Origin of the sequence: Alteromonas sp. S167 (assembly GCF_036864375.1) — a bacterium.
GTDB lineage: Bacteria > Pseudomonadota > Gammaproteobacteria > Enterobacterales > Alteromonadaceae > Alteromonas.
The window spans coordinates 75,035-100,808 of the sequence record NZ_JAZETR010000001.1 but is presented as its reverse complement, the minus strand read 5'-3'; the positions used below and the strand labels follow the sequence as shown (position 1 = coordinate 100,808).

The window sequence follows — 25,774 nt, the reverse complement described above, 5'->3', positions numbered from 1 at the left end:
CCGTCACGATTTGCCCTTCCATTTTATAATGGGGTGTCTTACCTAATCATTCAACATATTGAGCTGTGTCGCGTCCATAAGCTGATGTTGTTTTATAAGTCGTTTTGCTGCTTCAATATCGGGCGCAAAATACCTGTCTTGCTCATAAAAAGGCACACTTTTTCTAAGCAATGTCTTGAGCATTTGAAGTCTTTTACTTGTATTAAGTGGCTTGCGAAAATCGAGCCCTTGGCAGGCCGCTAACCATTCAATAGCCAATATGCCTGACACATTATCGAAGATATCTCGAAGCCGGCGAGCTGCGAACGTGGCCATTGAAACATGATCTTCCTGATTGGCAGACGTAGGTAGTGAATCAATTGACGCTGGATGTGCCAGTGTTTTGTTCTCACTCGCCAGTGCTGCACAAGTTACTTGGGCAATCATGAACCCTGAGTTAACACCGCCATTTTCGACTAAAAATGGGGGCAAACCACTCAAATGGGTATCAATCATTAACGACATCCTTCGCTCTGACAACGCACCAATTTCAGATAGCGCTATGGCAAGCATATCGGCTGCCATTGCTACGGTTTCGGCATGAAAGTTACCACCAGACAAAATGTCATCTTGCCCGTCATCGCGTATAAAAACGAGCGGATTATCACTAACCCCGTTAGCCTCGGTAATTAGTATTTCTTGAGCAAAGCGCATCTGTTGTAAACAGGCTCCCAGAACCTGTGGTTGACAGCGAAGTGAATAAGGATCTTGTACTTTCTCGCAGCGATGGTGTGAATTACCAATATCTGATGTTGCAAGCAGTTCTCTTAGCGCCTTTGCCACATCACTTTGAGGTTGATGACCACGTACTTCGTGAATGCGAGGGTCAAACGGCACTCGCGAGCCAAGCGCGGCTTCTACGGTCAGCGCACCAATTCCAATTGCACTGGTGAGTGCGTTTTCAGCGTAGAACAAACCTTGCAGAGCAAAAGCAGTAGATGCTTGAGTACCATTGAGTAATGCCAACCCTTCTTTTGGCGCTAACGATATAGGTTCAAGACCTGCAATTGACAGCGCGTCTTTCGCCGACAATCTTTGTCCATTGTAGAAAGCCTCACCTTCGCCAAGTAATACAACGCTCATGTGTGCTAATGGCGCCAAATCGCCACTAGCACCAACCGACCCCTTTTCAGGGATCGCCGGGTACACTTTTGCGTTGTATAGCTGAATGAGTGCCTCGATGACACTTAAACGAATTCCAGAATAACCTCGAGCAAGGGAATTAATTTTGAGCAGCATCAATAACCGCACCGTACCTTCGGACATGAAGTCTCCGGTGCCTGCGGCATGAGATAATACTATGCTGCGTTGCAATAGCTCGAGTTCATCAACATTAATACGCGTATTAGCAAGCAATCCGAAGCCGGTGTTAATGCCGTAAACCGTGCGGCCTTCTTTAATAACATTTAATACAGCCTGTTCCGCTGCATTTATCCTAGCTCTAGCACCAACAGTATCATTTTTGTCTAGAAACAAAGGGACGTGCTTACGACTGACCTCTCGCAGCTGAGAAAGAGTAAGCGTACCGGGTATAAGATTTAACGTACTAGACATGCTTTATTTCTTCCCATCGTTAACTGGCTGAGATGTGTTGACCATCGGTAAATCAAGTCCGTGTTCTTTAGCGCATGTCTTTGCGATGTCGTAGCCAGCATCAGCGTGTCGCATTACACCTGTTGCCGGATCATTATGAAGAACACGTGCGATACGTTCATCGGCCTCTTTTGAGCCATCACATACAATCACCACACCGGAGTGCTGACTAAACCCCATACCTACCCCTCCACCATGATGAAGGCTTACCCAGGTGGCACCACCAGCGGTGTTTAAAAGCGCGTTAAGTAACGGCCAATCAGATACTGCGTCAGAGCCATCAAGCATTGACTCCGTCTCGCGATTTGGTGATGCAACAGATCCGGAATCAAGATGGTCACGCCCAATGACAACGGGAGCACTTAACTCACCATCTCTTACCATTTTATTAAAGGCCAAACCTAGTTTTTGACGTTCACCAAGACCCACCCAGCAAATTCGCGCAGGCAAGCCTTGAAATTGAATACGCTCTTTGGCCATGTCTAGCCAGTTGTGCAAATGAGGGTTGTCAGGAATAAGCTCTTTAACTTTTGCATCCGTTTTATAGATATCCTCGGGATCGCCAGATAATGCAACCCAACGAAATGGACCTATGCCTTGGCAAAAAAGAGGGCGAATGTAAGCTGGCACGAAACCCGGAAAATCGAATGCATGTTCAATACCTTCCTCTAATGCCATTTGACGGATGTTGTTACCGTAATCAAGCGTTGCGGCACCGGCTTTCTGAAAACCTAACATTGCTTTTACTTGAAGCGCCATTGACTGCTTTGCAGCTTTTACGACACTGGCTTCATCAACTGTACGTTGACGTGCGGTTTGTTCCATTGACCATCCCATTGGTAAATAACCATTGAGCGGGTCATGTGCACTGGTTTGATCGGTGACTACGTCAGGAATGATGTCTTTGGCGAGCAGTGATGGGAATACTTCAGCTGCATTACCCAGTAGCCCAATCGAAATTGGTGTTCCTTGAACTTTTGCATCATTTAACATATCTAATGCTTCGTCTAGCGATGTGGCTTTTTTGTCGACATATCCCGTTCGAATACGAAAATCTATTCGACTCTCATCAACTTCTACTGCAATCATTGAAAAACCAGCCATCGTGGCCGCAAGAGGCTGCGCCCCTCCCATTCCACCGAGTCCACCCGTTAAGATCCAGCGGTTCTTAGCACATCCTTCAAAATGCTTTTTAGCAACACTCACAAAGGTCTCGTAAGTACCCTGTACGATCCCCTGCGAACCAATATAGATCCACGAGCCTGCAGTCATCTGCCCGTACATCATGAGCCCGTCTTTATCGAGCTTATTAAAGTGTTCCCAGTTTGCCCAATGCGGTACCAAGTTGGAGTTTGCAATTAATACACGAGGTGCATTTTCATGTGTTGGAAATACACCTACTGGTTTACCCGATTGAACCAAAAGTGTTTCGTCATTATTGAGTCGTTTTAGCACGTCCACAATTTTATCGTACGAACCCCAGTCACGCGCGGCCCTGCCAATGCCACCATATACCACAAGATTCTGTGGATGTTCTGCAACTTCAGGATCAAGATTATTCATTAACATGCGCAAAGGGGCTTCAGTCTGCCAGCTTTTAGCCGTGAGCGTATTTCCTCGTGGCGCGCGTATTTCTCTTGTAGGGTCAAAACGTTTCATTACTCTCTCCTAATAACATGAATGACGCATGTAATAATGGTCTTTAGCATTGGCGCGAGAATATTTTCGAAATTACTTATTTGCTCTAGTTGCTCGCGCATAAGGGTATTGCTGTAACTTCTATTTACGCCACTAGAATTCCAAATGTCCCCCCAGCCGGTAGCGACTTCCTGGGTGATACAATTCGGCGTAGCTCACTACGCTATTGGTGCTTTGTGTATTGGTTGTAGATGGAGTTAAAGATGTATCGTTAAGGCTTCGACGGGTAAAGGTTCTGCGAGATACTTTTAAACAAGGCTCATTATTTTTTATTATCAGTGCCTTTGCTATATCCTGATTAACAAGCACCGCCTCTACACTGTTATCAGCTTGGCTTAATGGTGCTACTTCGTTTAGGTAAAAGTTTGCAGTTTGGGATGTTAAGTCTTTTTCCAAGTAGTCGGGTAACCACATTGGATTTACCCAACGTTCTTCATATTGCACCGGTAAGGTATTTTCACAATGTACGATAACACTTCGAAACACAGTGGCTTTTTCGTTTACAGCTAGCTTATTAGCCAGCACTGTGCCTGCCAACAAGGTCTCTAAGACCAAAATGTGATTAGTGTAACGGTGCCCACGCTGCTCTATTTCATCGCGAATACTTTTTATTTCAAGCATCGAACTCATTGGGCGGTGATCCGATACAAACGTACCAACCCCCTGGCTGCGCATCAATATACCCTCGTCAACCATTTCACTTAGCGCGCGGCGCGCGGTCATTCTGCTCACACCATGTGTCTGAGCGAGCTGGTTTTCAGATGGCACCTGATCACCAGGCCTCATATCACCTGCCTCTATAGCATCGAGTAATAGTGTTTTGATGTGTATATAGCGTGGCTGCATAGTACAGATTACGACATTATTGTTAACATTTTGGCAACATCATACTTGTATATACAAGTATGTACAAGTAAACTTATTTTAAGTGAATCGCGGTTAATATATGCATTAACTGAGAGCAAAAGCACATAGGCAAATTTGATGAACACTCGGTACGACACGCTAATTTATAATGTGCATATAGCGTCTATGCAGGCAACAGATGCACCCTACGGACAGTTTAAAAATAGCGCCATTGCTATCAACGATGGGGTAATAGTTGCGCTAGCCAGTGCTGCAAACACCGAAGTATTAGCAGAATTTAAGGCGTTATCTGACAACGTAATTGATGGTAAACAACAGTGGCTATTACCTGGCTTCGTCGACTGTCACACCCACCTAGTATACGGCGGTAACAGAGCTACAGAATTTGAATTGCGACTCAAAGGTGCGAGCTATTTAGAGATAGCGCAACGCGGAGGCGGCATAAAAGGCACCGTTTCACATACTAGGGCTGCAGATAAAGACACGCTATTATCGAGTGCGATCAAACGTGCCTCCCGTTTGTGCGAGGAAGGAGTTACCACGCTCGAGATAAAATCAGGCTATGGCTTAGATCTCGACACTGAAGTTCGGATACTGCAGGTTGCAAAAGAACTAGAAACAAAACTTCCTCTGTCTGTGCGAACCACGTATCTCGGTGCTCACGCTGTACCTAGTGATTTTAACGACAACGCAGATGCCTATATTGATTTCGTGTGTCAAGACGTGCTGCCACATATTGCAAAACAGAAACTCGCAGATGCTGTGGATGTGTTCTGTGAGTCTATAGGCTTTAACCTATCCCAAACCGAGCGTGTATTTAACACTGCGCGAAGTGTCGGTTTGCCTGTAAAAGCCCACGTTGAACAACTTAGTGATAGTAAAGGCGCATTGCTCGCAGCAAAATTTAACGCGCAGTCTGTCGACCACATAGAATATTTAGCCGAATGCGATGTGCCTGCATTAGCGAATAACGGTACTGTTGCTGTGTTGCTCCCCGGCGCCTTTTATTACTTAAATGAGGAACAAAAACCTCCAATTGACGTACTGCGACATCATAATGTACCTATGGCCATTGCCACTGACTTTAATCCCGGAAGCTCTCCCCTAGCATCAATCCTCACCGCTATGAATATGGCATGCGTTTTATTTAGGCTAAGTCCAGAGGAGGCACTAAGAGGCATTACTGTTTACGGTGCACAAGCGCTTGGCCTCAATGACCGAGGGATAATTGATGTAGGTTATATGGCGGATTTCACATTATGGGATATAGATACGCCCGCAGAGTTGGCATATTGCATAAATGGACATAGGCCTGCTGCCATATTTAAAGGTGGAAAACGTGTTTAAATGGCATGGTCGCTGTGACGCCGAGGACGGCGCAAAAGGGTTACGGTGGCACCAACGTGTGTATAACGAAAAGACGCGTAGCGGAACAATAAACAATAATTCCGACTTCCTAAAGCGCATCTTTCTTATTGGGCTTGAAAGCGACGTAGGGGTAGAAAACAATAAAGGTCGACTTGGAGCCGCTAACGGTCCTAACGCCATACGCGATGCACTTGCCAATTTGCCGTGGCTCTGGCCCGATACTGCACTTATTGACATGGGTAACTGTGGTCTAGTCATTAACGGAGACAAAGATAGTAATTGCCCAGACACACGTCTTGATTCTCTTCAAACACGTTATGCAAATGTGGTATGCGATGCCTTGATGACTGAAAATACTGCATCGAATTTTGTGATTGGGCTTGGAGGAGGTCATGAGATTGCTTGGGGAAGTTATCAGGGATTGTTTAACGCCATTTCTAATTCTAAACGTATTGGCATAATCAACTTCGACGCTCACTTCGACCTGCGCAAACCAGCCCCTTATTACAGTTCTGGCACGCCTTTTCGACAAGTATTCGACCACTGCCAACAACACCATTTGCCGTTCAGCTATGCATGTATTGGGGTGTCTAAAGCAGCTAACACTGCTGCATTGTTTGAGTTTGCAAACCATTCTAAAACACGCTACTTGCTTGACCGAAGCTGCAATGACCAGAGCATTAAAAGCCTTCTTACACCCATGTTAGAGAATATTGATGAGCTGTATGTCACTGTGTGTTTAGACGCATTCCCAGCGGCTTTCGCACCGGGTGTTAGCGCTCCTAGCGCATTAGGTATTGCACCAGAGCTCGCTATCAATACGCTGCACTTTTTGGCGCAACAACAATCGGTGTTGAATTACGACTGGCGTTTATGTGATATCGCTGAAATGAACCCGACATTTGATATTGACAGTCGCACTGCCAAATTAGCTGCGCGACTTATTTTTGAGGTAGTGGACGCAATCATTTAACCATGCCGTGTGCGTTTTGCACTCTTCGTTAAGAAGAAATATACTTAACACATACAAACAATCATTCAGCCTACGTCGGGTTTGTAGATATCAAGAACGATGAGCTATTGCACGGTCACTGCAAACACCTTCTCTAACGCACTTAGTCCTACCCCATTGCGTTTAATCACCTTAAGCTGTGTCGGAATACGCTCTTTCATTGCTTCAATATGACTAATTACACCTATCATTTTGCCGCTGGCATTTAAGTTATCTAAGGCATCTAGCGCTACATCTAAGGTTTCAGCATCCAAGGTACCAAATCCTTCATCTAAGAACAGCGAGTCGATGCTGGTTTTATGGCTCACCAAATCAGACAATGCAAGGGCAAGCGCAAGACTTACAAGAAAACTCTCTCCGCCAGACAGTGTCTTTGTATCGCGCACCACATCACCTTGCCAGGTATCCAGTACGCTTAAGCTTAACCCATCGTTTTCTTTACGCACTAGCTGGTATCGCCCGTGCAACTTATCCAGCTGTTGATTCGCGAGAAGCACCAAGTTATCAAGGGTTAGCCCTTGTGCAAAGCGTCTAAATTTATCACCACTGGCAGAGCCAATTAACGAGTGCAAATAGGTAATGTCGTCGTAGTAAGCTTCAAATGCCGACATTTCTTGTATTAGCTGATGCTGTTTTTCACGCGCCTGCTCATTTGCTGTTAATTGCTGCTGTATTTCTCCTACTTTCGAAAGCAAACTGTCTTTTTGTTGTGCTAATTCGCTTATGCGCTGAACTACCCAGTCAGCACCATGCTCATCAACACAAGACTGCCATTTAGCAGCGCTTTGGTTAGCCTGCAGCTTTTCGTATTCTGCTTTTGCATTATTCAGGCGCAATATGCTTTGCTGCTGCTTTTCAACTAACTGCTTTTGTAGCGCAACGAGGGATTTTCGCTCTTCTTCATCAAGTAATGCTTCACAAAAACTTGCTTCATCATTAAATGGGCTAGAAGAGAGTTTTTCATTAAACGTTGTTTTCGCATCATTTAAGGCGTTTTGCTTGTCATTAAGTTGCTTTTGAAGCTGCGTTATTTCGGCATCTAAACGCTGTACTGTATTTTCTATTGTTTGGTACTGATGCCTTGCCAATTTTAAATTACCCTCTGCATTTTCAATGGCGTTTTTTGCTTTGGCTCTTTCGGCAGCAATATCGTTTTCAGGGAAAACTTGCTTTCGTTTCTCGGTAAGAGTAATTGCACTTGAAACTAACTGCTGAGTATCATTTTGAACCCGCTGCAATTGTTTTTCCGCACTTTCACTGTCGCGATTAAGCTCTATTATTTTTTCATTAAACGCATTAATGGTAGGCGTAATGGCTTCCAGCTGCTGCTTGTTGTGCTTATATGTTTTTAGCGCTTCAGACTTTTCAGACAACCATGTCTCTAAATCGGCGATAGCCGCCGCCAAGCCACTTAACGAGTCATTTTTCACATCAAATTCTGGCGTAAAATTATCGTGCGCAGCTACTTCATTGGTTAATGCGTGGTAGCGCTGCATTAGCGCAGTCTGCTTTTGCGTTAATGCATCGTTATCACTCGTTATCTGCTGATTAAGCGAACTCATTTGTTGCTGAATAAGCTTTAGCTCAGCGCTTTCATTCACCCATTGGTGGTTTACCGCTGACACTTTTTGATTGGCATCATTTACCGCTACTTCTGCATCGCCAATTTGCTGAAGCCGTTTTTTTAACGCTTCTGCGCGTGCTTTATTTTGCGTAACAAAATCACTCAGGCTAGCTGTATCGTCAATTGTGAGCACTGGCGCTGCTTGATGTGTTTTTAGTAGCGGCGTTATGTTTGTTATCAACGCTTTCCATTTATCAGTGTGGCTTACTTTGGTTTGCGTAAGTGACTCACACTGTTTTTCAATTTGGGCAAGCGACAGCTCTGCATGTCTTACTGCATCTTTTGCGTTATTACCTTTTACTTCAATATCTGCAAGCTGGGCTTTTAATGTATCTCGCCTTACTACGGTCTCTGGAACATCAATAGCAACCGATGATGTCGCGTGATCGCTTGCGCCGCATACAGGGCAAGGCTCTCCAGCTTGAAGTTTGGCTCGCAGACTAGCTACCTCTGCATCAAGCGCTATAAGTGCTTCAGTGTCTTTTAACGCATCTCGTGTTTGCTTGTACTGCTCGGCTAATTGATTTCTTTCTGCCTGTGTTTTGCGTAGTTCTTCGCTTTGCACCTGCTTTTGCTGATGCAAATCGTGGTACTCTTTTTCCGCCTGTCCATATTGTTGCTGTACATGTTCCAGCTCAAACAAGGTATTAAAGTGTGCTAGCTGGTTATCGCGCTCTTGTATCAGCTGCGCTTTGTCAGTATCGCCAAGAATGTCACTTAACGTTTGCTGACACTGAGCAAGTTGCTCTTTTTCTTTATTCAACGTGTTAGACAAGCTTTCAACGTTATTAGCCAACAGCTGTTGTTGCTTCTCTAATGCATTAAGTGAGCGGATATCTTTTTGATGCTTTTCAAGCAGCGCACTAATGGCAGTATTTTCACTAGCAATATACTGTGTGCTTTCACTCCAGCTGCGTATATATTCCGCCATATTACCCAATGCGTGGTTGTTGCTAAGAAATTGCTCAAGTGCTTCTGCCTGCTGCTTTTGGGCTTCAAACGCTTTTTCGTCCTGTACTTTTTGTTGTTCAATGGCTGCTATTTCTTGAGTAAGCCTGGTTATCTCTTGTTGCCCATGCTGTTGTGCTTTTTTAAGGTGGGCCAGTTCATTGTCAATGGGAAGTACATCGTTAGTAATTCGCGCTTCAAGCGCATTCATTTGCGCCTTTGTTTCAGCCAGTTTTGTTTCAGCTTCAGACATAGCGGTGGCAACGTCATTTTTTTGCTGCTTGAGCGCGGGTAGCTTTTCGTTTTTATCCTTAAGCTGTAGCGCATAATTGTCTGCATCACGCTGCAATGCCTGCACAGTAGTGAATGGTAATCTAAGCAATTCCGCAGGCTCACTTTGCGCTAGCTTATCTAGCTTAGGCTTTGCTTCAGCAATTGCGCCTTCTACTATTGTATGTTCGTCTTGGGCAGTAGAAATAGCATGGCGAATGTTATTAACGTCTTGCTGCCAACGTTTTTGTTGCTGTAGTTCTTCAATGTCGGTATTCAGTACGCTTACTGTATTTTTGGTTTGTGTAAACTCTTGCTGCAATGAAGTAATGTGCTCATCACTTAGTAACGTTACGCCTTCTAGCTTAAGCGAGAACTCATGCTTCTTTTGTTTTGCTTGCGTAAACTGATGATGAATTTCTTGAGAAATTTGGCCATATATTTCAGTGCCAGTGAGTTCTTCTAACAGCTCAGCCCTGTCGCCTTCGTTGGCGTTCAAAAAGGCTGCGAAATCGCCCTGCGATAGCATCATCGACTTGGTAAAGCGGGCAAAATTAAGCCCCGTTAGCTTTTCAATTTCTTCACTTTTAGGGCGCACTTGAGTTGCTAACACTTTTCCGCTTTCAACTTCTGCCAACTCAACATCGGCACTTTGCAGGTTTCCATCGGCTTTGCCACGTGCTCGCCGCATGCTCCAAAAGGCGCGGTAAGCTTTCCCTTTTATATCAAACTCAACCTCGGCTAGACACTCTGCTGTCCCTCTGGTCATTATGTCGTTATTCGATACCGAAATTGCACCTAAGCGAGGCGTTTGGTGATAAAGCGCCAAGCAAATTGCATCCAGTAGCGTAGTTTTACCCGCACCTGTTGGCCCAGTAATAGCGAACAATCCATTGTCGATAAAAGGTGACTGTGTGAAATCAATTTTCCATTCACCTTTAAGCGCATTTAAGTTTTTTAATCGAAGTGTAAGTATTCGCATTAGTGCTGCTCCTTTGCAGATTCAGCAATGCTTTTGGTGGTTTCTAACTCTTGTAAATCTTCTACATTACTTTGTATTGAAAATACCGCTTCTTTAAACAAACCCTTAATTCGCTCAACGCGTCCAGCGGTTTCTGCTTGTTCATCAGACTCGACAATCTCTTCTAAAGCCAATCTAGCTTCAAATACGTCTTCTACGCTTAACTCACTTAACTGCACATTACGCTGTTGCGACAAGGCTTTAGAAGCTTGCTTTCGCACCCGCTTAAGCTGAAGAATTTCGGCAGGTTTATCGTCAAGCAGCGCTTGAATGCGTTGTTGAAGGTCGGTTAAATAGTCTTGCGTTTCTACTTCTATGCAAAGCCATACTGGGGCATCAGGTGTGGCATTGGCAATATCTTCATGGATGTTAAGTGTGTTCTCAATATGCTGAAGGTCGCCCCGAATAACGGCCATTGCTTGAAAGCGCGGCACTTCTAATGGCGTAAGAATGGGTTGATACTGCAAATTCGGCTGCAGACTATCTTCTTCAAACTCTACAAGCATTACCTGTTTTTGGGTGTTCAGTTCATCAAAGCTTAACGGAATTGGCGAGCCGGAGTAGCGAATGTGCTCGGTTTTTGCCACCTTTTGGGGGCGATGAATATGACCTAGCGCTATATAATCTGCCGGCGGAAAACCACCTGCATCGAAGCCTTCTAACGTACCAATATAAATATCGCGCACACTTTCAGACTGACTAACGCCTAGTGCCGTTAAATGTCCGGTAGCAATAATGGGCAGGTTGGTTTGATTTGTCGTTTTTTGAGCCAGCAATGCATTTCGCTTCGCTACCGCACTTTCATATAACAAGGCGTAATGCTGTTTTATTGCGTCGCCCAGCAGTTGACGTTTGTCTGTTGCGCTTTGTCCAGCCTCGCTTACCATCACATCGCGCGGCCGAATAAACGGCACGGCACAAAGTACTGCTCCTACATCACCGTTTCTTTTATTAAGCGTTATGACTTGTTCGTCAATGTTGCCATAAGTACTGGGGATAACGTGACTGTTTAAATACTTAAGTAATTCTTTGCTTTCGTTAAGCACCGACACTGAGTCGTGATTACCGCCTAACACAACTAGCGTACACTGCTTTCCTTGAAGCGCACCGATGAACCCGTGATACAACTCTCGGGCATAACTTGGTGGCGTACCGGTGTCAAATACATCACCAGCAACAATTACTGCATCAACCTCATACGTATCTACCTGTTCTAGCAACCACTGCAGAAAAGCAGCATGCTCGTGCTTGCGACTTTTCGTAAAAAAACTTTGCCCTAAATGCCAGTCAGATGTGTGCAGTATTTTCATGAAACCTTGCTATTGGATGTGTTGTAAAACCGTTGAGTAGTGTAACAAGGGAAACAGAACAAATTCACGCCCTTGGTAACAAAACAGCTGATTATTTGCCTTCGTCGATATCAATTGAATAAACAGGAAAGGTGCATCGTAGGCCAAGCATTGGCTCTCGGATTCATGTTTAAGACCAGCAGCATATTGGCTTCGTAGGTAGAATTGTTTTTTATCAATTACAACAATGAATCTGTAAAAGAATTCTCGGTGATATCGAAAATAACAAAAGTGTAATCCATTCAGCATGCACTTACATAAGTTTACGACTATGTTTTTGTGGCGTTATCGTTAAATAGAGACAAGGATTACTATGCTACACAACGAATATGATACTTTTTCCGTATCAAAAAAGATGAAACCTCCAACACGTAAACACTCACTCGCGACAGCAGTCGCCACGTTTTTTTAGCGTCCTCTGCGCATGCTACCTCATACTTCCACAAACACTATGAACACTTACACTCTACAAACACGCAGTCTACGACTTCTTTTGTGGAATTCGATTTAGATTCAACAGTACCAGACAACATTCAGTTCTTTGACTATGTAGAGTCTGCTGACGTAATCGACATGAACGTGTTAGCGTTTTACACAGACGAGTTACTGGTACAATTAGGCAACGATATTACGGAAGTCTACGCTTTTATCGAAAAAGCGGTCGAATTTAATAATCGCGCATTAGCGTTTAATGGTGTTCCAATTAAGCGGAACCTAGCTGGTATCGTTAAGTTACCGGAAGACTTTGATGAAACTCAGGTTCATATCCCTGGTGACCCTATAGCTTACGATCCAATTACGGGTGTTGGTTACGTGGCAACCTATCTAAGTGGCATTGAAGACACCTTGTTCCAACGTGATGCTATGGATGAAAGGTTTGGCTCTTATGGAGCCAGTTATTATGCGGTATTTACTGGTCGCTCACCTATTTCACGAGTAGGGCAAGCGCAATTAGGTCGCAACATTTTCTACACCAGCTTAATCGAAGATAGTGTAGCAGAATCTTTATCTGTGTTTGCTCATGAAATTGGACACAATGACGGCTTAGAACATGACCGCTCAGAACGTGAATTTTCTTTCAGTTTTCATCTATCACCTTTAGGCATCCCTGCTGTTTGCGATAACGCAGGTACAATTATGCAACCTACTGTAAGTTTCGGGCGCCTACCTTTCTATTCTGATACCAATTTATCAGTAGAAGGCACAAGCGATATTTGCGGTATTCAAGATGTAGCGGATGTAGCACTTGCTTATCGCGAGTCAATTGAAACTGGATTCCTTCAAAGACGTTCTGGCATTATGACTAACTATCGTGATGCACTACCAAAAGACGGTGTGGTTTCATTGGTAATGGATAACACTGCTGATGAAGAAGACGGTGTAATTCGTGGCACAGTAATTTGGGATGGTCTAGCTGCTGAACAAAACGCATTTGTTAATGTGGCTATCAGTGACTACGGTACGGCATCACCTAATGATTTTGCTACCCACGACGTACATATCGAGTATACAGGCGAAGGTTCAACGGATTTCGTTATCGAATTAAACGATGACTCTGATGCTGAAAGCAACGAACAAGTAACGTTCTCACTGTTTGCAGCAAACGGCGTAAACATTGATTCAACGAAATCAACAGACACAGTAACGATTGTATCTGACGAACAAGCAAACGCAGGCTCTGTGGGCTTATCTCAAAGCACTGTCTCAGTAAATGAAGGCTCAAATGTAACATTGACGTTAGAACGTACTGGTGGCTCTGCAGGGGATTTAATAGTATCGGTAAACGCATCGTATCAAACAGCTAGCGCGAACGATGTAGACTTTACTACAACAGCTGTTACTTTCCTTGATGGTGAAACTTCTAAAACAGTATTACTTGAAGCGCTAACTGACAGCGAAGAAGAAAGCACTGAAACGCTAACACTCACGCTTACTGGCGATAACGTTGGTAACACAGATGAAGTAACGGTGAGTATCAATGATACTACGGAGTCTTCAACACCTGCTCCATCAACGCCTAACAATGGTACTGCTGGTGGTGAGAGCGGTGGTGGTAGTATCCACTTTGGCCTGCTCGGTCTTTTCCTAATGACAATCCTTAGAAAACGAGCCTAATCGACTTTTGGATAAAAGGACGGCATGCAAATCATGCCCCACTTAACCTGTGTGGTTAATATCTGACTTGATAATGTTGATTGAAGGTTTTGAGTTGACAAGAAAAACACCGCGCTTTTTGAATATCAATCCCTACTGCTGTGAACATAAAAAGCCGCGATAAAATAGCGGCTTTTTTGACTTTAACTCTTACAGCTTAATGTTCAACCCTTAAAATAGTTAAATTCCAAGTTCAATATTAGGTGTTGTCTCAAGTAGGGCGATTTTTCTCAATTGACCCTGCCACTGTGTATATTGCTCATGAAGGGTACCGGTTAGCGTGACAACTTCTTCATCAATTTTTATCACCGTTGGCGCCAAAGCCAGATCTGCATTACGACCAAGCTCCTCTAGAATCATAGATTCTTCTTTAAAACGCTGGTTTTGTTTAAAGGCGTTTTCTACTTCTTTGAAAGTCTCGTTTAATGCGAGAAGTTTTAGCATGGCCACGGCACTAGCATCTCCGCTTATAGCTACAATTGCACCTGCAAAAAGGACAGATTTAAAAATTGACCAATTACGTTCATCTAACGCTTCTCTTACTGCTATTGCAACAGGTAGAGACTCTGCTTGCCAAGACGTGTAGGCGCCATTTGTAAACATAACTGTTGCATCGATATTATCTTGGTAAGCATCCCAAAACGCATCATCCTTTGCTCTAATCGCATTAATACGATTAAACGTTTTGTCATTGCCTGCCGGAAATTGCTTAATGTTATAGGACGTCAGGACTTTGCCATTCCATTCTGTTGTTCCTGTTTCTAGCATGCTCTCATACTTCTCAGGCATATACATCGCTGCATAACGAAGTGATGTTGTGCGTTGAATGTTTTTTACTTCTTCTTGCGAAAGTTTATTGATTTCGTCGCCGGCCCAACGTGCAATAGTCCTGTAGACAGGCATATACGAATTTTCAGTCGGGTCAATACCTGGGCATTGGTAATGATGCTTGGGTACGCGATATGCAAAAACCTTCGAGTCAATTATTTCACCCCGGCTATCAACTATTGCTACATCGATTGACACAAACTCGGATGTAGATGCTTTCACTTCACCTAGTAAGTAAACGTCAGCGCTGGCACCTGCATGTGGGGTCATTACAACAGAACCAAAGGCGCCGGTTGCGCTAATTTGCTCTCTCAGAGCATGAGCATAGATATGACTTTCCATGCGTCGTAAGTTAGGCCAAATACCAAGTTCATCCAGCTCTTCTTTGTCATAGTTGCCATATTTATTTGTAGGAATGCCAGGATCTAACGTAGGGATAGCGATATCTAAATAAATGCCGTGCTTATTTTTTACAGCGACAGGCTTATCTTCGGTGCATGATATTTTACTGGCGTTTGTATACTGATTGGCATCAGGGCCAATTGTGACCTTTTTACTTGTCGACGAACAGGCTGACGTAAGCGTCAACAAAATACATAGTGGAATTAGTTTTTTCATTGTTGTTTCCATCTACTCTTTGAGATTTCAGGTTGCGTTTACAACCGCGTTGCGACGTAGCAAACGTGCGATGTGAAAACCTTCCCAGCTTGCTTTGTTGGCATATCCAAGCTATCACCAAGAGAGAAGATCAGATGTTCGCCATCTCTAGTAACCGTGAACGTATTTTTTTCAACACCACCTTTGTTTTTTCCTTGGCTAGGTGTAGAAAATAAGCCTGTGAATTTATTGCCATCAAAGTAATCATGTGAGGCATTGAATTCATGATTTGTGGCATCTTGCTCCGCCCATTCAACGGCAAAACGTGATAATAGATCATCAGTAGGATTTAAGAACTTTAGCTTTCGGTCGTAAACTTCATGAGGCACACCATTAACACTGACGTTAACTAACTGCATCAAAAGAGAATTTTTTTCCATTTCCTTTTTGCAGTTAACGACACTATTAACATACTCGCCTTTTTTGGATAGCGTCTTCTGGTCGCGTTTGTGAAAATGGTTATTCCACTCACCGCCATACAAATCAAGTGTCCACACTGGTCGAAATTCGCCTCGCTCATTTTCACTGAGTATTGCCATGGTCTCTGGGTAGCCATAAAGCAGCAACTCGCCACCTTTGGAAAGTGACGCGTTTTCCCAATCTACGCGAACAAACAACGCTGCTTTACTTTGCTCGAATTTACCGACGATTTCTTCATTGGTGTAAAGAGGATTTGGGATAATTATTTGCTTGAAATTACAGTCTTCTCTTAGTCCAGTGTCTCCTTTATTTGGAGCTAAGCGCAATGTAGTTTTATTGGAAATTTTGATGTCTTGACTGAAGTAGTTAGGGCTACACACGTGTGTTGGCACACCACCTATATTAGTTTTTAGATATCTACTGCTAGCATCAAACTTTGTAGGCCTATCGAAATCGAAAAACAACTCTACATAGCTATTGTTTTCACCAATATGCTTTGAGGCATCGATAAAAAAGCCCATTGATTTTGGAAGCTGTTTGTAAAAGATATCGTTCGTAGCATCATCATGCTTATCCCAGATACCCTGTTTTATAGCGTCTTTTACTTTATCTAGCTCGCGACTTAGAGGTGCTTTCGTGTTGTCCAGTTCGGCATAAATCGTCGAACTCAGAAAATTATTCTGTTTTTGAGGAATAAATCCAACATAAGAACGAGACTTACTTTCAACAAGTTCTGCCTGGAATATTTCTTTTTTCTCTGTTGAGCTGCATGCGCTTAAAAGTAGCGCACTCGCTAATATTGAAAATTTAATTTTGTTTGACACTAGGGTTGTATACATCATAACTATATGTCCAATTTAATAATAAAGTCCTACATAGGCACCGCGGTTCCGTGATGCTACTGCTTGCATAAATGCTGCAAAGCGCGCTGGGTTTCCTTGCCTCCTATTAAATCCAACACCATGGATTCTGATTACAGGCTTACCGTCACGTCCTTCATTCGCACGAGTGATACCACTGACAATACGGTCTAGCCCGGAAGGTTGATAGTCATCACCAAACACATACAGACTTACTTTGCCTTTGGTGTTTTTATAAAGCTGAATAACTTTAAGCATGCCTTTTTCTGGTTGACTTGCTCCGCCGCCAAAACGCTTTAATTCATTTAATGCTGTGTTTCGCATAGAAGGTCTATCTTCCAGCCACTGGCCCTCCCTGGCGCTAAACATAAAGCTTCCATCCGCTGAGATGATCTGGAAACCTTTCATCTTTGGATGACTTTTCAGAATATCGTCGACCACTGCCAACACTCTGGACCATCCTTTCCCAGTCTTCATTGAGCCAGAATTATCGATTGCGAATATCACATAATCAGCGTCAGTTGGTATGCCGCCCACTTCATCGTCCGGTATATCCGTTGACTTAGGCACGTCAAGCATGGCTGTAGCCTCATGTATTTCTTTTCGAAGTGACGAAGCTTTGTCTTTCAGTTCTTGAATCTGTTTTTGTGCGCGTGGCACAGCAGATTCATATTTTTGTGTTGCTTTGTTTACGGACGCGGTACTGTTTTTTGCCTGTTTAAGCTCCTGTAATTTGTCTGATTCTGCGCCTTTCAACGTTTCTACTTCGAGTTGCGCTTGCAGGACAGATTCAATGAGCGTGTTTAGGTTACTCGGGCTCCGTTCCGTATCTTCTGTTCCGTTTTTAGCAAGAAGTACAAGCATTACGACTGCACCAAAGGCGCAAGAGATAATGTCCAGAAAGGCAAGGTTAAACACCTCTACAGGTGCGCGTTGGATTTTTTTCATCACGGCCACTCCTTAGCAGGCGACAAGAAGGTTCCACTGGTTATGCGTGACCAATCCCAGTAAGAAGAGGGCGCGTAAGGATCACCTTCAAGAGGCAGGAGTATAGTGTTGTAATGAACGCCCTGAGGCGCCTTGGTGATGGTTGCAGCAAAGAGTTCTCGTCGACAATCTGAGGAGATGGATTTTTGCTCTGAAATAAAGCTTTTACATTTGAGGGGTAAACCATCGCCGAGTGTAGGTAATCCGTCAGTAACCAAGTAAACGTCTGTGATTTTTGGATTGGCGCTGAACAATGTTCGTAGTCCGATTTGGAGGTTAGTGCCACCATCTGGCACTACACTACCAAGATCTTTAACGATGGCCTGCATGGAGCTTTTCACGCGGGCACTGCTAACAGTATTGTTCCCCAGCACCTTCGCGGTCTCTGAAAACGCAACGACGGTTACTTTTGAATCCTTTGGTAACCGAGCAATCATCCATTGCGCAATTCGCTTAGTGCGGAGCCATTTTCTGGTCGAAACCTTTTCTCCGTCACTCAGGGCCAATTTACCCAGAATATCGAGCAGGTCATCCCCCATCATCGAGGCGCTTTTATCAATAAGTAAGCCTATTTGTTTCCCTTCAATTTTCATTCCTGTGATATAGTTCTGCTCCCCAGTGCCTTGCATCTGAATATTGGCACTTTTTTCTACTTCTTTTGAGATTGCTGCTTTCTGGTTTTCCAAGTCAGCGAGAACAGCTAGCAACGTCGCTTGGTCTTGTAATAACTTAGATTGATAATCAGTCGAATTCGCTCTGGCTTCTTCAGCTTCGTCTTGTCTGGCAGACTCTTGGGCTATCTTGTCATTGATTTCATCAATTGATTTTTGTAGCTTCTGCTTCTCATTTTCAGAGGCAGCAAGCTCTTGCTCAAGTTTGTTTTTCTCTTCAGTTGGGTCTGGGCTGAACGCCTTAAAATCAACGAGAATGAAAATCAAAATGACGGCGCCCAATCCGCACGCCATAACATCAAGAAATGCCAGATTAAAGCCATCCTGTGGTTTTCTAAGTTTAGGCATGAATCACGCTCAATTAGTTATGCAGGTGGGATAAAAGCAATGTTTCGCAAGACTCTTGTGTGCGGAGCACCATTTTGTCTTGTCGACCGTTTAGTAGGTGCATGAGCAACATCAGTACAAGCGAAATAAAGAGTGCGACGAGTGTGGAGTTGAAGGCAACACCCAATGACGCTGTCATCCCTGCAATATCCCCTTCGAGAGCTACGTCTGCTTGAGCAAGAGCTGCACCGATACCTCTTACTGTACCAACGAACCCAATTGAAGGAATGGCCCAAATGATGTAGCGAATGACGTTATTTCCGCTTTCTAGTTGGGTCGCAATTTTTTCGACTGACGACTCGATGGCGTCAGCAGCGTTTTGGACGTTATTGGTGTTTTTAAAGCGGCGAAGACAACTTATCCAGGTTTTATAGGCTGGGGTGCCACTAAATGCCGAAGTTTCAAGTTCTTTGATTGCAGCGTCAACATCAAGCGTTGTTGATTTGTCATGCTCTGGTAACAGGTCTCTTTCGTAGATTTCCTCTTCATCCAAGAGACTCCACAGTTTGTAGACCATAAGAAAAATGCAAAAGAACATGAGCGAGATACAAAACTGTTGCTCTATATCTTTTAAAATTACCCAGAAAGAAGATAACCCGGCAGTGCCTGAATTGGTCATTACCTGTTCGGCAGCCGGTCGCACCACCCCTGCAAACAAGAAATGTACGGCAGCAAAAATTACTAGAAAAACTCCCATACTCAAGAAAAAGTTTGGGTTCATGGAGAGCGTATTGTTTTTTTTCATGCGTTTCTAACCGTTAAATGTTAATTGGAAAGTCTTGTGGTGAATCAAGAGATACAAAATAAGCGCTGGCTGTCCCAGTAAGTAAGATCAAAACAGCAGCTAGGACGATTCTTTTCTTCATAACTAACCCCTTCAGTTTGCATAACGTGCGATGCGAAAACCGATGTCATCGGCTTTATCCGACACACCTTCTCGAAGACTGGCTCGTAAATTTTTCATACGACCAGTTTTAAATGAGGCACCTTTAACCACATGTTTAGTGCCGCTAGAAATGCCAAGATAATTAATGTGAGTAATGTCTGTTTTTGGTGGTCTTACAGAATAGAAATCATGTACCCATTCGCGGACATTTCCATCTAAATCGAAGAACCCTGATCGTTCTGGTTTGAACGAACCAATAGGTGCACGACCTGCAAAGCCATCGTTGAAATCTTTCAATAAAAAGGTTTGTTGTCCCTTACGTGATTGATCGGCGAAATTTCCCTGTTTGTCACGTAATCGCGTGTGAGAACCCCAAACGAATGTCGTGGGTTTTGAACGACGATTTATTTTGGCAATAAATTCCCATTCTGCTTCAGTAGGCAATCTGTAGCCGTTAGCATTTTTGTTTACGCCTACAACTTGACCATTGCTTTCCATATAAAAAGGCTCTAAGGCTTCATTTCTACTCAGCCAATTGGTAAAGAGCGCTGCATCGTTCCAAGTCACATTTACAATAGGTAGGTCTGATGCAACTGACTCCTGTTTGAATGCACTGAATTGTTTCTCTGTAATTTCGTGTCGAGAAATCCATATTTCTCGTTCAAAATCCACGTTCACGTTATGTTCATTGCGCTGTCTATTCTTTTCGTTAGGCGCTGAACCCATGGTGAAAGCACGGGGTTTCACTGACGTCATTTCAATGCCCAGTGTTTTCACGAATAAAGGTTTTCCCTCTTGTCGACGCGCATCAAACTCGGTTAGAAGCTGAGCCGTCACTTTAGTTGAGCCATCGATTTTTGGCGTAAAGCGTTTTTGGACGCTTCGGAAAGTAGGAGAAGAGAAAATAACCTCATGCGGTATGGTTTGAAGTTCTGCAGTAAGCGGCGTATTGCCTAATGGTTTACCGTCGACTTCAACAAATGCGGCTACATTGGATGAAAATGTTACGCTGGCAAGCTCTTTATCTAAGGAAAACTGGATATTCTTGTTTTCGCCCGGTGTTAATTTCACCGTTTTTGATTGACTGATAAAACCTTTCTTTTCATAGCGAAGCGTGTGATTGGTATTAGCATCAACACTTGAATGAATATTTGCAGCCCTATCGTTGATAAATAGTGCGCCACCAACTGGATTTGCTGAAACCGAAATAGTCGCTTGTTCAGGGATAAGCGTATATTTTCGTGTTGGGAACGAATTATTTCTTGTAATAGAGACATTATCATTAACAGGCTCATAACCTGCCTTTTGAACTTTGACTGCGTATTGTCCACCAGGTTGATTTATTGTTAATGGGGTTGTACCTACGTAATTGCCATCGATAAAAATTTTGGCGTTTGATGGGGATGACTCAAATTTTAAGGTGCCATTGATAGCTATCAATGCTACGTTCTGCTTTATATCTTGGGCAACTCCAGCGTCAATCTCTACCGTAGTTGATTCATAAAACGGGTGAGTTATACCAATCTGATATTGGCCTGGCTCTAGCTCTGTGCTTAGGTTAGAAGATTGAGCATATGATTTGCCATTAATGGACCATGTTACAATATCGAGACTGGGACTCGTCGTAATATTGATAGTAGCAGGGAGTGGTTTAAGTTCTAATTGAATGATGGTCGGTGAGGCAGCATTAATATCTAAATCAGCGGTTCTAAATTTCGGGGCCGAAGCAATGACTTTTGCTGCACCACCTATAACGTAGAGCTTGTTTTCAATAAAGAAACCATTTCCCTCTGACACTGAGAGCTTCGCAGATTTGGTTATTTCGTCGGGAAGCACTTCAAAACTATAACCCTTCGTTAAAAAGAGCCAACCAAAATAAATGCTGATAACACTGAATAGTGTAATAACAGTTATAAGAGCCACCAGCTTTCGTTTTTTGCGTCCCTTTGCAATGGTTTCATCATGAATACTCATGTACTACTCCAATAAAAGTTTTAAATGCGTTCAGAACAAGCTATGTAAACGCTTTGGTTAGATGTTTGAGGGGATATGACAATATCGAAAATGACCGAGCGATAACCATCACGACTGCCTTCTAATTGATATTTACCCGGTTTGAGTGAGATTATTTTTTCGTCAACCTTACCAACAATACCGACACTCAAAACCCTAATATAAGTGTTATCATCTGACGTGATAGTTAATGGTACTGGGGTGTTTTGCTTTACGATGAGCGATTCAAGGGCATCTATTTCTTCACTTAGCTTTGCACTGAACTCACGAAGATAGTTGACGTCCGCAACTGCTGTTAGTGCTCGCTGTCGAATGTTGTCATCAGCTAAACGCGATGGGTTAGCTTTGTAGCTTTCAATAACCGACAACGCGTTTCCAATTTGTTCTGCATGATTTCTGGCTTCGTTCAAAAATTCATCATTTTCGAATTTCATTAGCCCTTGATTGGTAAGTATTTCGACCGTATCCCACTCATCGAGTGTTATGAACATCTTTATCTTATTAGTTAGTTCACGTAATTCCTTATCTTTGACTAACCCAGCGAGTCGATCCCTTAATGTACGAAGGTTAGGATGATTTGGGTAAAGAATTTTCGCTTCGCTGATTAATAATTTAGCTTTTTCAAATTCCACACTTTTAATTGCACCATCTGCATCTGATATTAATTGGTAGAAATCACGTTCTTTGATTGATTCGATTACGCGGGACAGTTTTTCTCTAGCATCCGTATGCTGTGGATCTAATGTGAGAGCCTTTTGTAATGCTTTACGCTGCTTTTCTAGGCTACGCTCTACAACACCTACGCGATACTCTTCAAGAGCTTGTTGTACGAGTTCATAAGCATCAATGCGAAATTTGAGAGATATCGCTTTGTTAGAAGTTTTATGTAACCTAAGCGCTTCATTGATGTGGTATAACGCTGAACCGATATTTTTTTCATCAAATGATTGTTGTGCGTCATTAAAAGTCTGCTCAAATGCTGTGCGTAATTTATTCTTTAATTCCGCAGAGATAGACGTTATTTCGTCAAGAATACTGTCAGCTATGTCATAGTCAGGTTTGCTGTAAGCATAATAGGCATCTTCCATCCTAACCGCTAAAAACTGTGCGCGTTCTTCATATTCAGAAACCATTTCCAACTGTTCAATAAGCGGAGTGATTTGCTTTTTCACTTCAGAAAGTCTTTTTTGTAATTCTGCGCGATCTTTATTTGTTGGCTTACTTTTAGATTGTTGTTTCGTTTTTTGGGAAGGCGCTGGCAGAGGTGCCATTTCTGAAACAGGTTCTGTGTCAGGTAACTGGTCTATAAACACATAAGTGCCAACACTCAACACTGCAAGCGCAACGGTTCCAATTGCAACTTTTTGAACTAAAGCTTTCTTTTTTGCTTTGCTTTCGATGATTTCAGTATCGAGGTTGGCCATGATTTTATGTATTCCTACAACGCGGTCAAAGGAGTAGATTCCATTTCATAGATTTCTTTTAGGTGAGAGCGAAGCTGATAATATTGCTCTGTCGCCGTCCCCTGTAACTCTATGCGCTGGTCATTGAATTCAACAATCTGCTCAGCGACTTCGATGTCTAAGTTTTGTCCCATTTCATCAACAAGTTTGCGCTGAGTTTGCAGTTCTTTGTTTGTTTTCACAGCTGATGTGATGGAAGCAACCGCACCAACACCTGCAACTAGTGCAGTTGCCTGACCAAGAGAAGAGCCAGAGTTCTTCCCTAACAGTGCACTACCGATTGCTAGTAAACCACCTACGACTTGCTTCTTTGTGCGTTCTTCCTCTAACTCTCGAATGCGCTTCGCTTCGGGCAGAGTTTCGCGCTGATAATCTCGATAAGGTTGCTCAGTTATCGTCCAGAATGACTCATAGCTATCTTGAAGCTGATCCAAAAACTGTTCATCTTTGGCCTGAATGGCTTCTATCCGCTTTAGCATTCTGTCATTTTCAGACGGCATGCTCACAAGCTCAATCACACCTTTGCGGGAAGTACTTAAGTACTTACTGAAAGTTTCAGGGCCATACATGTTTGCATAACGTAAGTCAGCAACTTGTTGTACTTCCTTCTTATATACTTCAGTTTTTTGCATTAAGAGGTTGTACACAAAAGTTGCAACTTCAGTAAAGATAGGTCCGTTGGGGTTTTCACCACGTGACATAGCATCGCGATACCAACCCTCGCTTACGCGGTACTCGAATTTTTCTTCGTCCCAAACAGTGTTCTTCGCATCCATAACTTTGATGTTTAATTCAACTGTTTCAGTATCTGACGTAATAATATTACCAAGAACATAGACATCAGCGACAGCAGAGGCGTCTGGAGTGACGTGGATGGAGCCGAATGCATTCGTTTCTGATAATGCGTCCTTAGTAGCAATCGCAAAACGATTCGCTTCAAGACGGCGAACTTGAGGCCAAATACCTTCTTCTTCGATTTCGTCATAATCGATGACATTGCCATTCATGGGGAAGCCCGGGTCAAAAACCGGCACGGCAACGTTCAAAAAAATATCTGAATTGTACGTATAAACCGGCTTGCTTGAACCTAAAGGCTGAGCCGCACCGGGCCCAACCATAGAAGGCCCTACACTAGAAACTTTAGAGGAGGTTGACTGACAACCGCTTACTAGCACGAGAGATGATGTAAGTAGCGCTACAAGTGCGCTTTTGTTTCCAATTAACTTCATTTTTGTTCCTTTTAGTTACAGTTATATTTTTGACTTAGCCCCGACCAATGAGCTTTTTCCTCATCTGTCTTAACTTCCGCAAGACCTCTTGAAACTGTGTCACAAACAGCTGAATTTCCTGTTGTAACGGAATTTGGAGAGGAGCCAGAGGATGCAGCCCCTGAGTTATTTTCTGAATTAGAATTAGATTGGTCTTGGTCTGCTTCCCCGCCGCTACCAACATAGTTGCCAGGCTGCCCTGAAGAACTAGCTTCTATACTCCCACTACTGTCTGAGGCTTGATTTCCGCCGAAACCAGTTACGCCGCCAGCTGCATCACCAATTTTTTTGCTACTAGTTGCAACCGCGGCCTTCATGCACTCTTCAGTGTTATCCAAGCCAGCAAAAAGGTTCTCTTCCATGCGCTTGATTATCTCTTCGCGTGTCAGAGTAGATTCATCAACTTCGCCGATATCAACATAGGCGCAATCACCATAGGAAACGTTTTTATTCTGTTGCGCGTGAGCACAGCCAGAAGTTGTCAGTATCATCACAAGTGGAAATGCTACAGAGATACTATTGAGCATCTTTGGCGAACTGTTCATTTACGTGTTTCTCTTTTCTTCTATTTTTTGTGCACTAAACAAGCTTTTTAGCGAATAAGTTTTCAAGCATAAGAAGAGTAGACAGCATTGCTAAAAACGCAATATATGCACTTTTAGTTATACTGGAGAACCTTAACTCAACACTTCAGGAATTGTTTTGGCGACAGGTTATCTTTGTTTTATTGATGGAACCTGTTTACATAAATTATTCCTTGATCGCAGATGTTAGTCTTATGCTAGCCCTTAAGTTTTTACCGTTCTGTTTTTATTTAATAACAGACGTTTACGTCTATTATTTTGACTCTACGATTGACCTCATTAATTAGATGCAAAAAAAGTTATATATATTTTTTATAGAGGTGTCTTTTGAATGAAAGGGGCTGCGCACTGACCGTACTGGTTTTAGTTAATTTTTAGTAATCTTGTACTACTGTTTAAATTTAAAATACGTTGCGCTGTTACATTTTTTAGAAAGACACTCAAATTTGGGGTTGCCATTTGTAACTGCACAATCGTTATTAAGTACAACGCCACTTCGCACCCCTCGTCCTGCTGTTCTAGTGCACTAGCTGTTTACTTTAAATTCTACAAGTATTACCTGTTTTTTCGGTGTTTAGCTCGTCAGAGCTTAATGGTATTAGGGTGCAGGAGTGGCGAATATGCTCAGTTTTAGCCAACTCTCGGGGCGATGAATACGACTTAGCGCTGTGTAATCTGACGGCGGAAAAACACTTGAATCGACCCCTTCTAAGGTACCAATACAAATATCGCGCACATTTTCAAACTCACCGACACTTAATGCCCTAAATGCCAGTCAGGTTTGTGCAGTATTTTCATGAAACCTTG

General features: G+C 43.2%; 17 protein-coding genes. 3 read left to right on the top strand and 14 right to left on the bottom strand.

From position 1 onward, the window contains the following. Window positions 1-42 precede the first annotated feature (42 nt). The 3 genes from hutH to V7R35_RS00380 form a co-directional block, all read right to left on the bottom strand. Entirely contained in the window at window positions 43-1,593 is a 1,551-nt protein-coding gene (gene hutH, locus V7R35_RS00390) for a histidine ammonia-lyase (RefSeq protein WP_334012556.1), read from the bottom strand. Window positions 1,594-1,596: 3 nt separating this feature from the next. Next, the gene (gene hutU, locus V7R35_RS00385) at window positions 1,597-3,291 is read right to left on the bottom strand and encodes a urocanate hydratase (RefSeq protein ID WP_334012555.1); all 1,695 of its coding nucleotides are present in this window, start codon (window positions 3,289-3,291) and stop codon (window positions 1,597-1,599) included. A gap of 132 nt (window positions 3,292-3,423) precedes the next feature. Next, complete coding sequence (locus V7R35_RS00380) at window positions 3,424-4,176, bottom strand: UTRA domain-containing protein (protein WP_334012553.1); 753 nt, start codon at window positions 4,174-4,176, stop codon at window positions 3,424-3,426. A 138-nt stretch (window positions 4,177-4,314) separates the two neighbouring features. On the opposite strand from V7R35_RS00380, the gene hutI reads away from it, so the two are divergent. Together hutI and hutG are read left to right on the top strand one after the other, a co-directional pair. Further along, window positions 4,315-5,544 (top strand): imidazolonepropionase, encoded by a 1,230-nt coding sequence (gene hutI / locus V7R35_RS00375; RefSeq protein ID WP_334012551.1) that lies wholly within the window; start codon window positions 4,315-4,317, stop codon window positions 5,542-5,544. Then, window positions 5,537-6,538 (top strand): formimidoylglutamase, encoded by a 1,002-nt coding sequence (gene hutG, locus V7R35_RS00370; RefSeq protein ID WP_334012549.1) that lies wholly within the window; start codon window positions 5,537-5,539, stop codon window positions 6,536-6,538. Before hutI ends, hutG begins: the two co-directional genes overlap by 8 nt. 104 nt (window positions 6,539-6,642) lie before the next feature. On the opposite strand, the gene V7R35_RS00365 is transcribed toward hutG, so the two are convergent. Together V7R35_RS00365 and sbcD are read right to left on the bottom strand one after the other, a co-directional pair. Next, window positions 6,643-10,401, bottom strand: a complete 3,759-nt coding sequence (locus V7R35_RS00365; protein WP_334012548.1) for an AAA family ATPase — start codon at window positions 10,399-10,401, stop codon at window positions 6,643-6,645. Further along, the gene (sbcD, locus tag V7R35_RS00360) at window positions 10,401-11,750 is read right to left on the bottom strand and encodes an exonuclease subunit SbcD (protein ID WP_334012546.1); all 1,350 of its coding nucleotides are present in this window, start codon (window positions 11,748-11,750) and stop codon (window positions 10,401-10,403) included. Before sbcD ends, V7R35_RS00365 begins: the two co-directional genes overlap by 1 nt. A gap of 534 nt (window positions 11,751-12,284) precedes the next feature. Between sbcD and V7R35_RS00355 the strand changes: the two genes are divergently transcribed. Then, on the top strand, window positions 12,285-13,904 hold the full coding sequence (locus tag V7R35_RS00355; protein ID WP_334012544.1) for a Calx-beta domain-containing protein: 1,620 nt from the start codon (window positions 12,285-12,287) through the stop codon (window positions 13,902-13,904). A 219-nt stretch (window positions 13,905-14,123) separates the two neighbouring features. On the opposite strand, the gene V7R35_RS00350 is transcribed toward V7R35_RS00355, so the two are convergent. The 9 genes from V7R35_RS00350 to V7R35_RS00310 form a co-directional block, all read right to left on the bottom strand. Then, window positions 14,124-15,389 carry a hypothetical protein gene (locus V7R35_RS00350; RefSeq protein ID WP_334012542.1) on the bottom strand — a complete coding sequence of 422 codons (1,266 nt, stop codon included), beginning with the start codon at window positions 15,387-15,389 and terminating at the stop codon, window positions 14,124-14,126. A 38-nt stretch (window positions 15,390-15,427) separates the two neighbouring features. After that, window positions 15,428-16,690: a hypothetical protein gene (locus V7R35_RS00345; RefSeq protein WP_334012540.1), complete on the bottom strand. Its 1,263-nt coding sequence runs from the start codon at window positions 16,688-16,690 to the stop codon at window positions 15,428-15,430. Window positions 16,691-16,705: 15 nt separating this feature from the next. Further along, window positions 16,706-17,656, bottom strand: a complete 951-nt coding sequence (locus V7R35_RS00340) for a VWA domain-containing protein (RefSeq protein WP_334012539.1) — start codon at window positions 17,654-17,656, stop codon at window positions 16,706-16,708. Beyond that, window positions 17,656-18,714 carry a VWA domain-containing protein gene (locus V7R35_RS00335; RefSeq protein WP_334012538.1) on the bottom strand — a complete coding sequence of 353 codons (1,059 nt, stop codon included), beginning with the start codon at window positions 18,712-18,714 and terminating at the stop codon, window positions 17,656-17,658. The genes V7R35_RS00340 and V7R35_RS00335 overlap by 1 nt, the downstream gene beginning before the upstream one ends. 13 nt (window positions 18,715-18,727) lie before the next feature. Further along, window positions 18,728-19,498: a MotA/TolQ/ExbB proton channel family protein gene (locus V7R35_RS00330; RefSeq protein ID WP_334012537.1), complete on the bottom strand. Its 771-nt coding sequence runs from the start codon at window positions 19,496-19,498 to the stop codon at window positions 18,728-18,730. 132 nt (window positions 19,499-19,630) lie between these two features. Continuing rightward, window positions 19,631-21,613: an SUMF1/EgtB/PvdO family nonheme iron enzyme gene (locus V7R35_RS00325; RefSeq protein ID WP_334012536.1), complete on the bottom strand. Its 1,983-nt coding sequence runs from the start codon at window positions 21,611-21,613 to the stop codon at window positions 19,631-19,633. Between the two features lie 20 nt (window positions 21,614-21,633). After that, entirely contained in the window at window positions 21,634-23,076 is a 1,443-nt protein-coding gene (locus V7R35_RS00320; RefSeq protein ID WP_334012535.1) for a hypothetical protein, read from the bottom strand. Between the two features lie 14 nt (window positions 23,077-23,090). After that, window positions 23,091-24,344, bottom strand: a complete 1,254-nt coding sequence (locus tag V7R35_RS00315) for a hypothetical protein (protein ID WP_334012534.1) — start codon at window positions 24,342-24,344, stop codon at window positions 23,091-23,093. 11 nt (window positions 24,345-24,355) lie between these two features. Then, on the bottom strand, window positions 24,356-24,874 hold the full coding sequence (locus V7R35_RS00310) for a hypothetical protein (RefSeq protein WP_334012532.1): 519 nt from the start codon (window positions 24,872-24,874) through the stop codon (window positions 24,356-24,358). Window positions 24,875-25,774 lie beyond the last annotated feature (900 nt).

Bases quoted from the DNA above. Each gene is read 5' to 3' on its own strand.
- sbcD (WP_334012546.1), bottom strand. From the start codon at position 11,750: ATGAAAATACTGCACACATCTGACTGGCATTTAGGGCAAAGTTTTTTT.
- V7R35_RS00320 (WP_334012535.1), bottom strand. From the start codon at position 23,076: ATGGCCAACCTCGATACTGAAATCATCGAAAGCAAAGCAAAAAAGAAA.
- V7R35_RS00380 (WP_334012553.1), bottom strand. From the start codon at position 4,176: ATGCAGCCACGCTATATACACATCAAAACACTATTACTCGATGCTATA.
- hutU (WP_334012555.1), bottom strand. From the start codon at position 3,291: ATGAAACGTTTTGACCCTACAAGAGAAATACGCGCGCCACGAGGAAAT.
- V7R35_RS00365 (WP_334012548.1), bottom strand. From the start codon at position 10,401: ATGCGAATACTTACACTTCGATTAAAAAACTTAAATGCGCTTAAAGGT.
- V7R35_RS00330 (WP_334012537.1), bottom strand. From the start codon at position 19,498: ATGAAAAAAAACAATACGCTCTCCATGAACCCAAACTTTTTCTTGAGT.
- V7R35_RS00315 (WP_334012534.1), bottom strand. From the start codon at position 24,344: ATGAAGTTAATTGGAAACAAAAGCGCACTTGTAGCGCTACTTACATCA.
- V7R35_RS00325 (WP_334012536.1), bottom strand. From the start codon at position 21,613: ATGAGTATTCATGATGAAACCATTGCAAAGGGACGCAAAAAACGAAAG.
- V7R35_RS00345 (WP_334012540.1), bottom strand. From the start codon at position 16,690: ATGATGTATACAACCCTAGTGTCAAACAAAATTAAATTTTCAATATTA.
- V7R35_RS00350 (WP_334012542.1), bottom strand. From the start codon at position 15,389: ATGAAAAAACTAATTCCACTATGTATTTTGTTGACGCTTACGTCAGCC.
- V7R35_RS00335 (WP_334012538.1), bottom strand. From the start codon at position 18,714: ATGCCTAAACTTAGAAAACCACAGGATGGCTTTAATCTGGCATTTCTT.
- hutI (WP_334012551.1), top strand. From the start codon at position 4,315: ATGAACACTCGGTACGACACGCTAATTTATAATGTGCATATAGCGTCT.
- hutH (WP_334012556.1), bottom strand. From the start codon at position 1,593: ATGTCTAGTACGTTAAATCTTATACCCGGTACGCTTACTCTTTCTCAG.
- V7R35_RS00340 (WP_334012539.1), bottom strand. From the start codon at position 17,656: ATGAAAAAAATCCAACGCGCACCTGTAGAGGTGTTTAACCTTGCCTTT.
- V7R35_RS00310 (WP_334012532.1), bottom strand. From the start codon at position 24,874: ATGATACTGACAACTTCTGGCTGTGCTCACGCGCAACAGAATAAAAAC.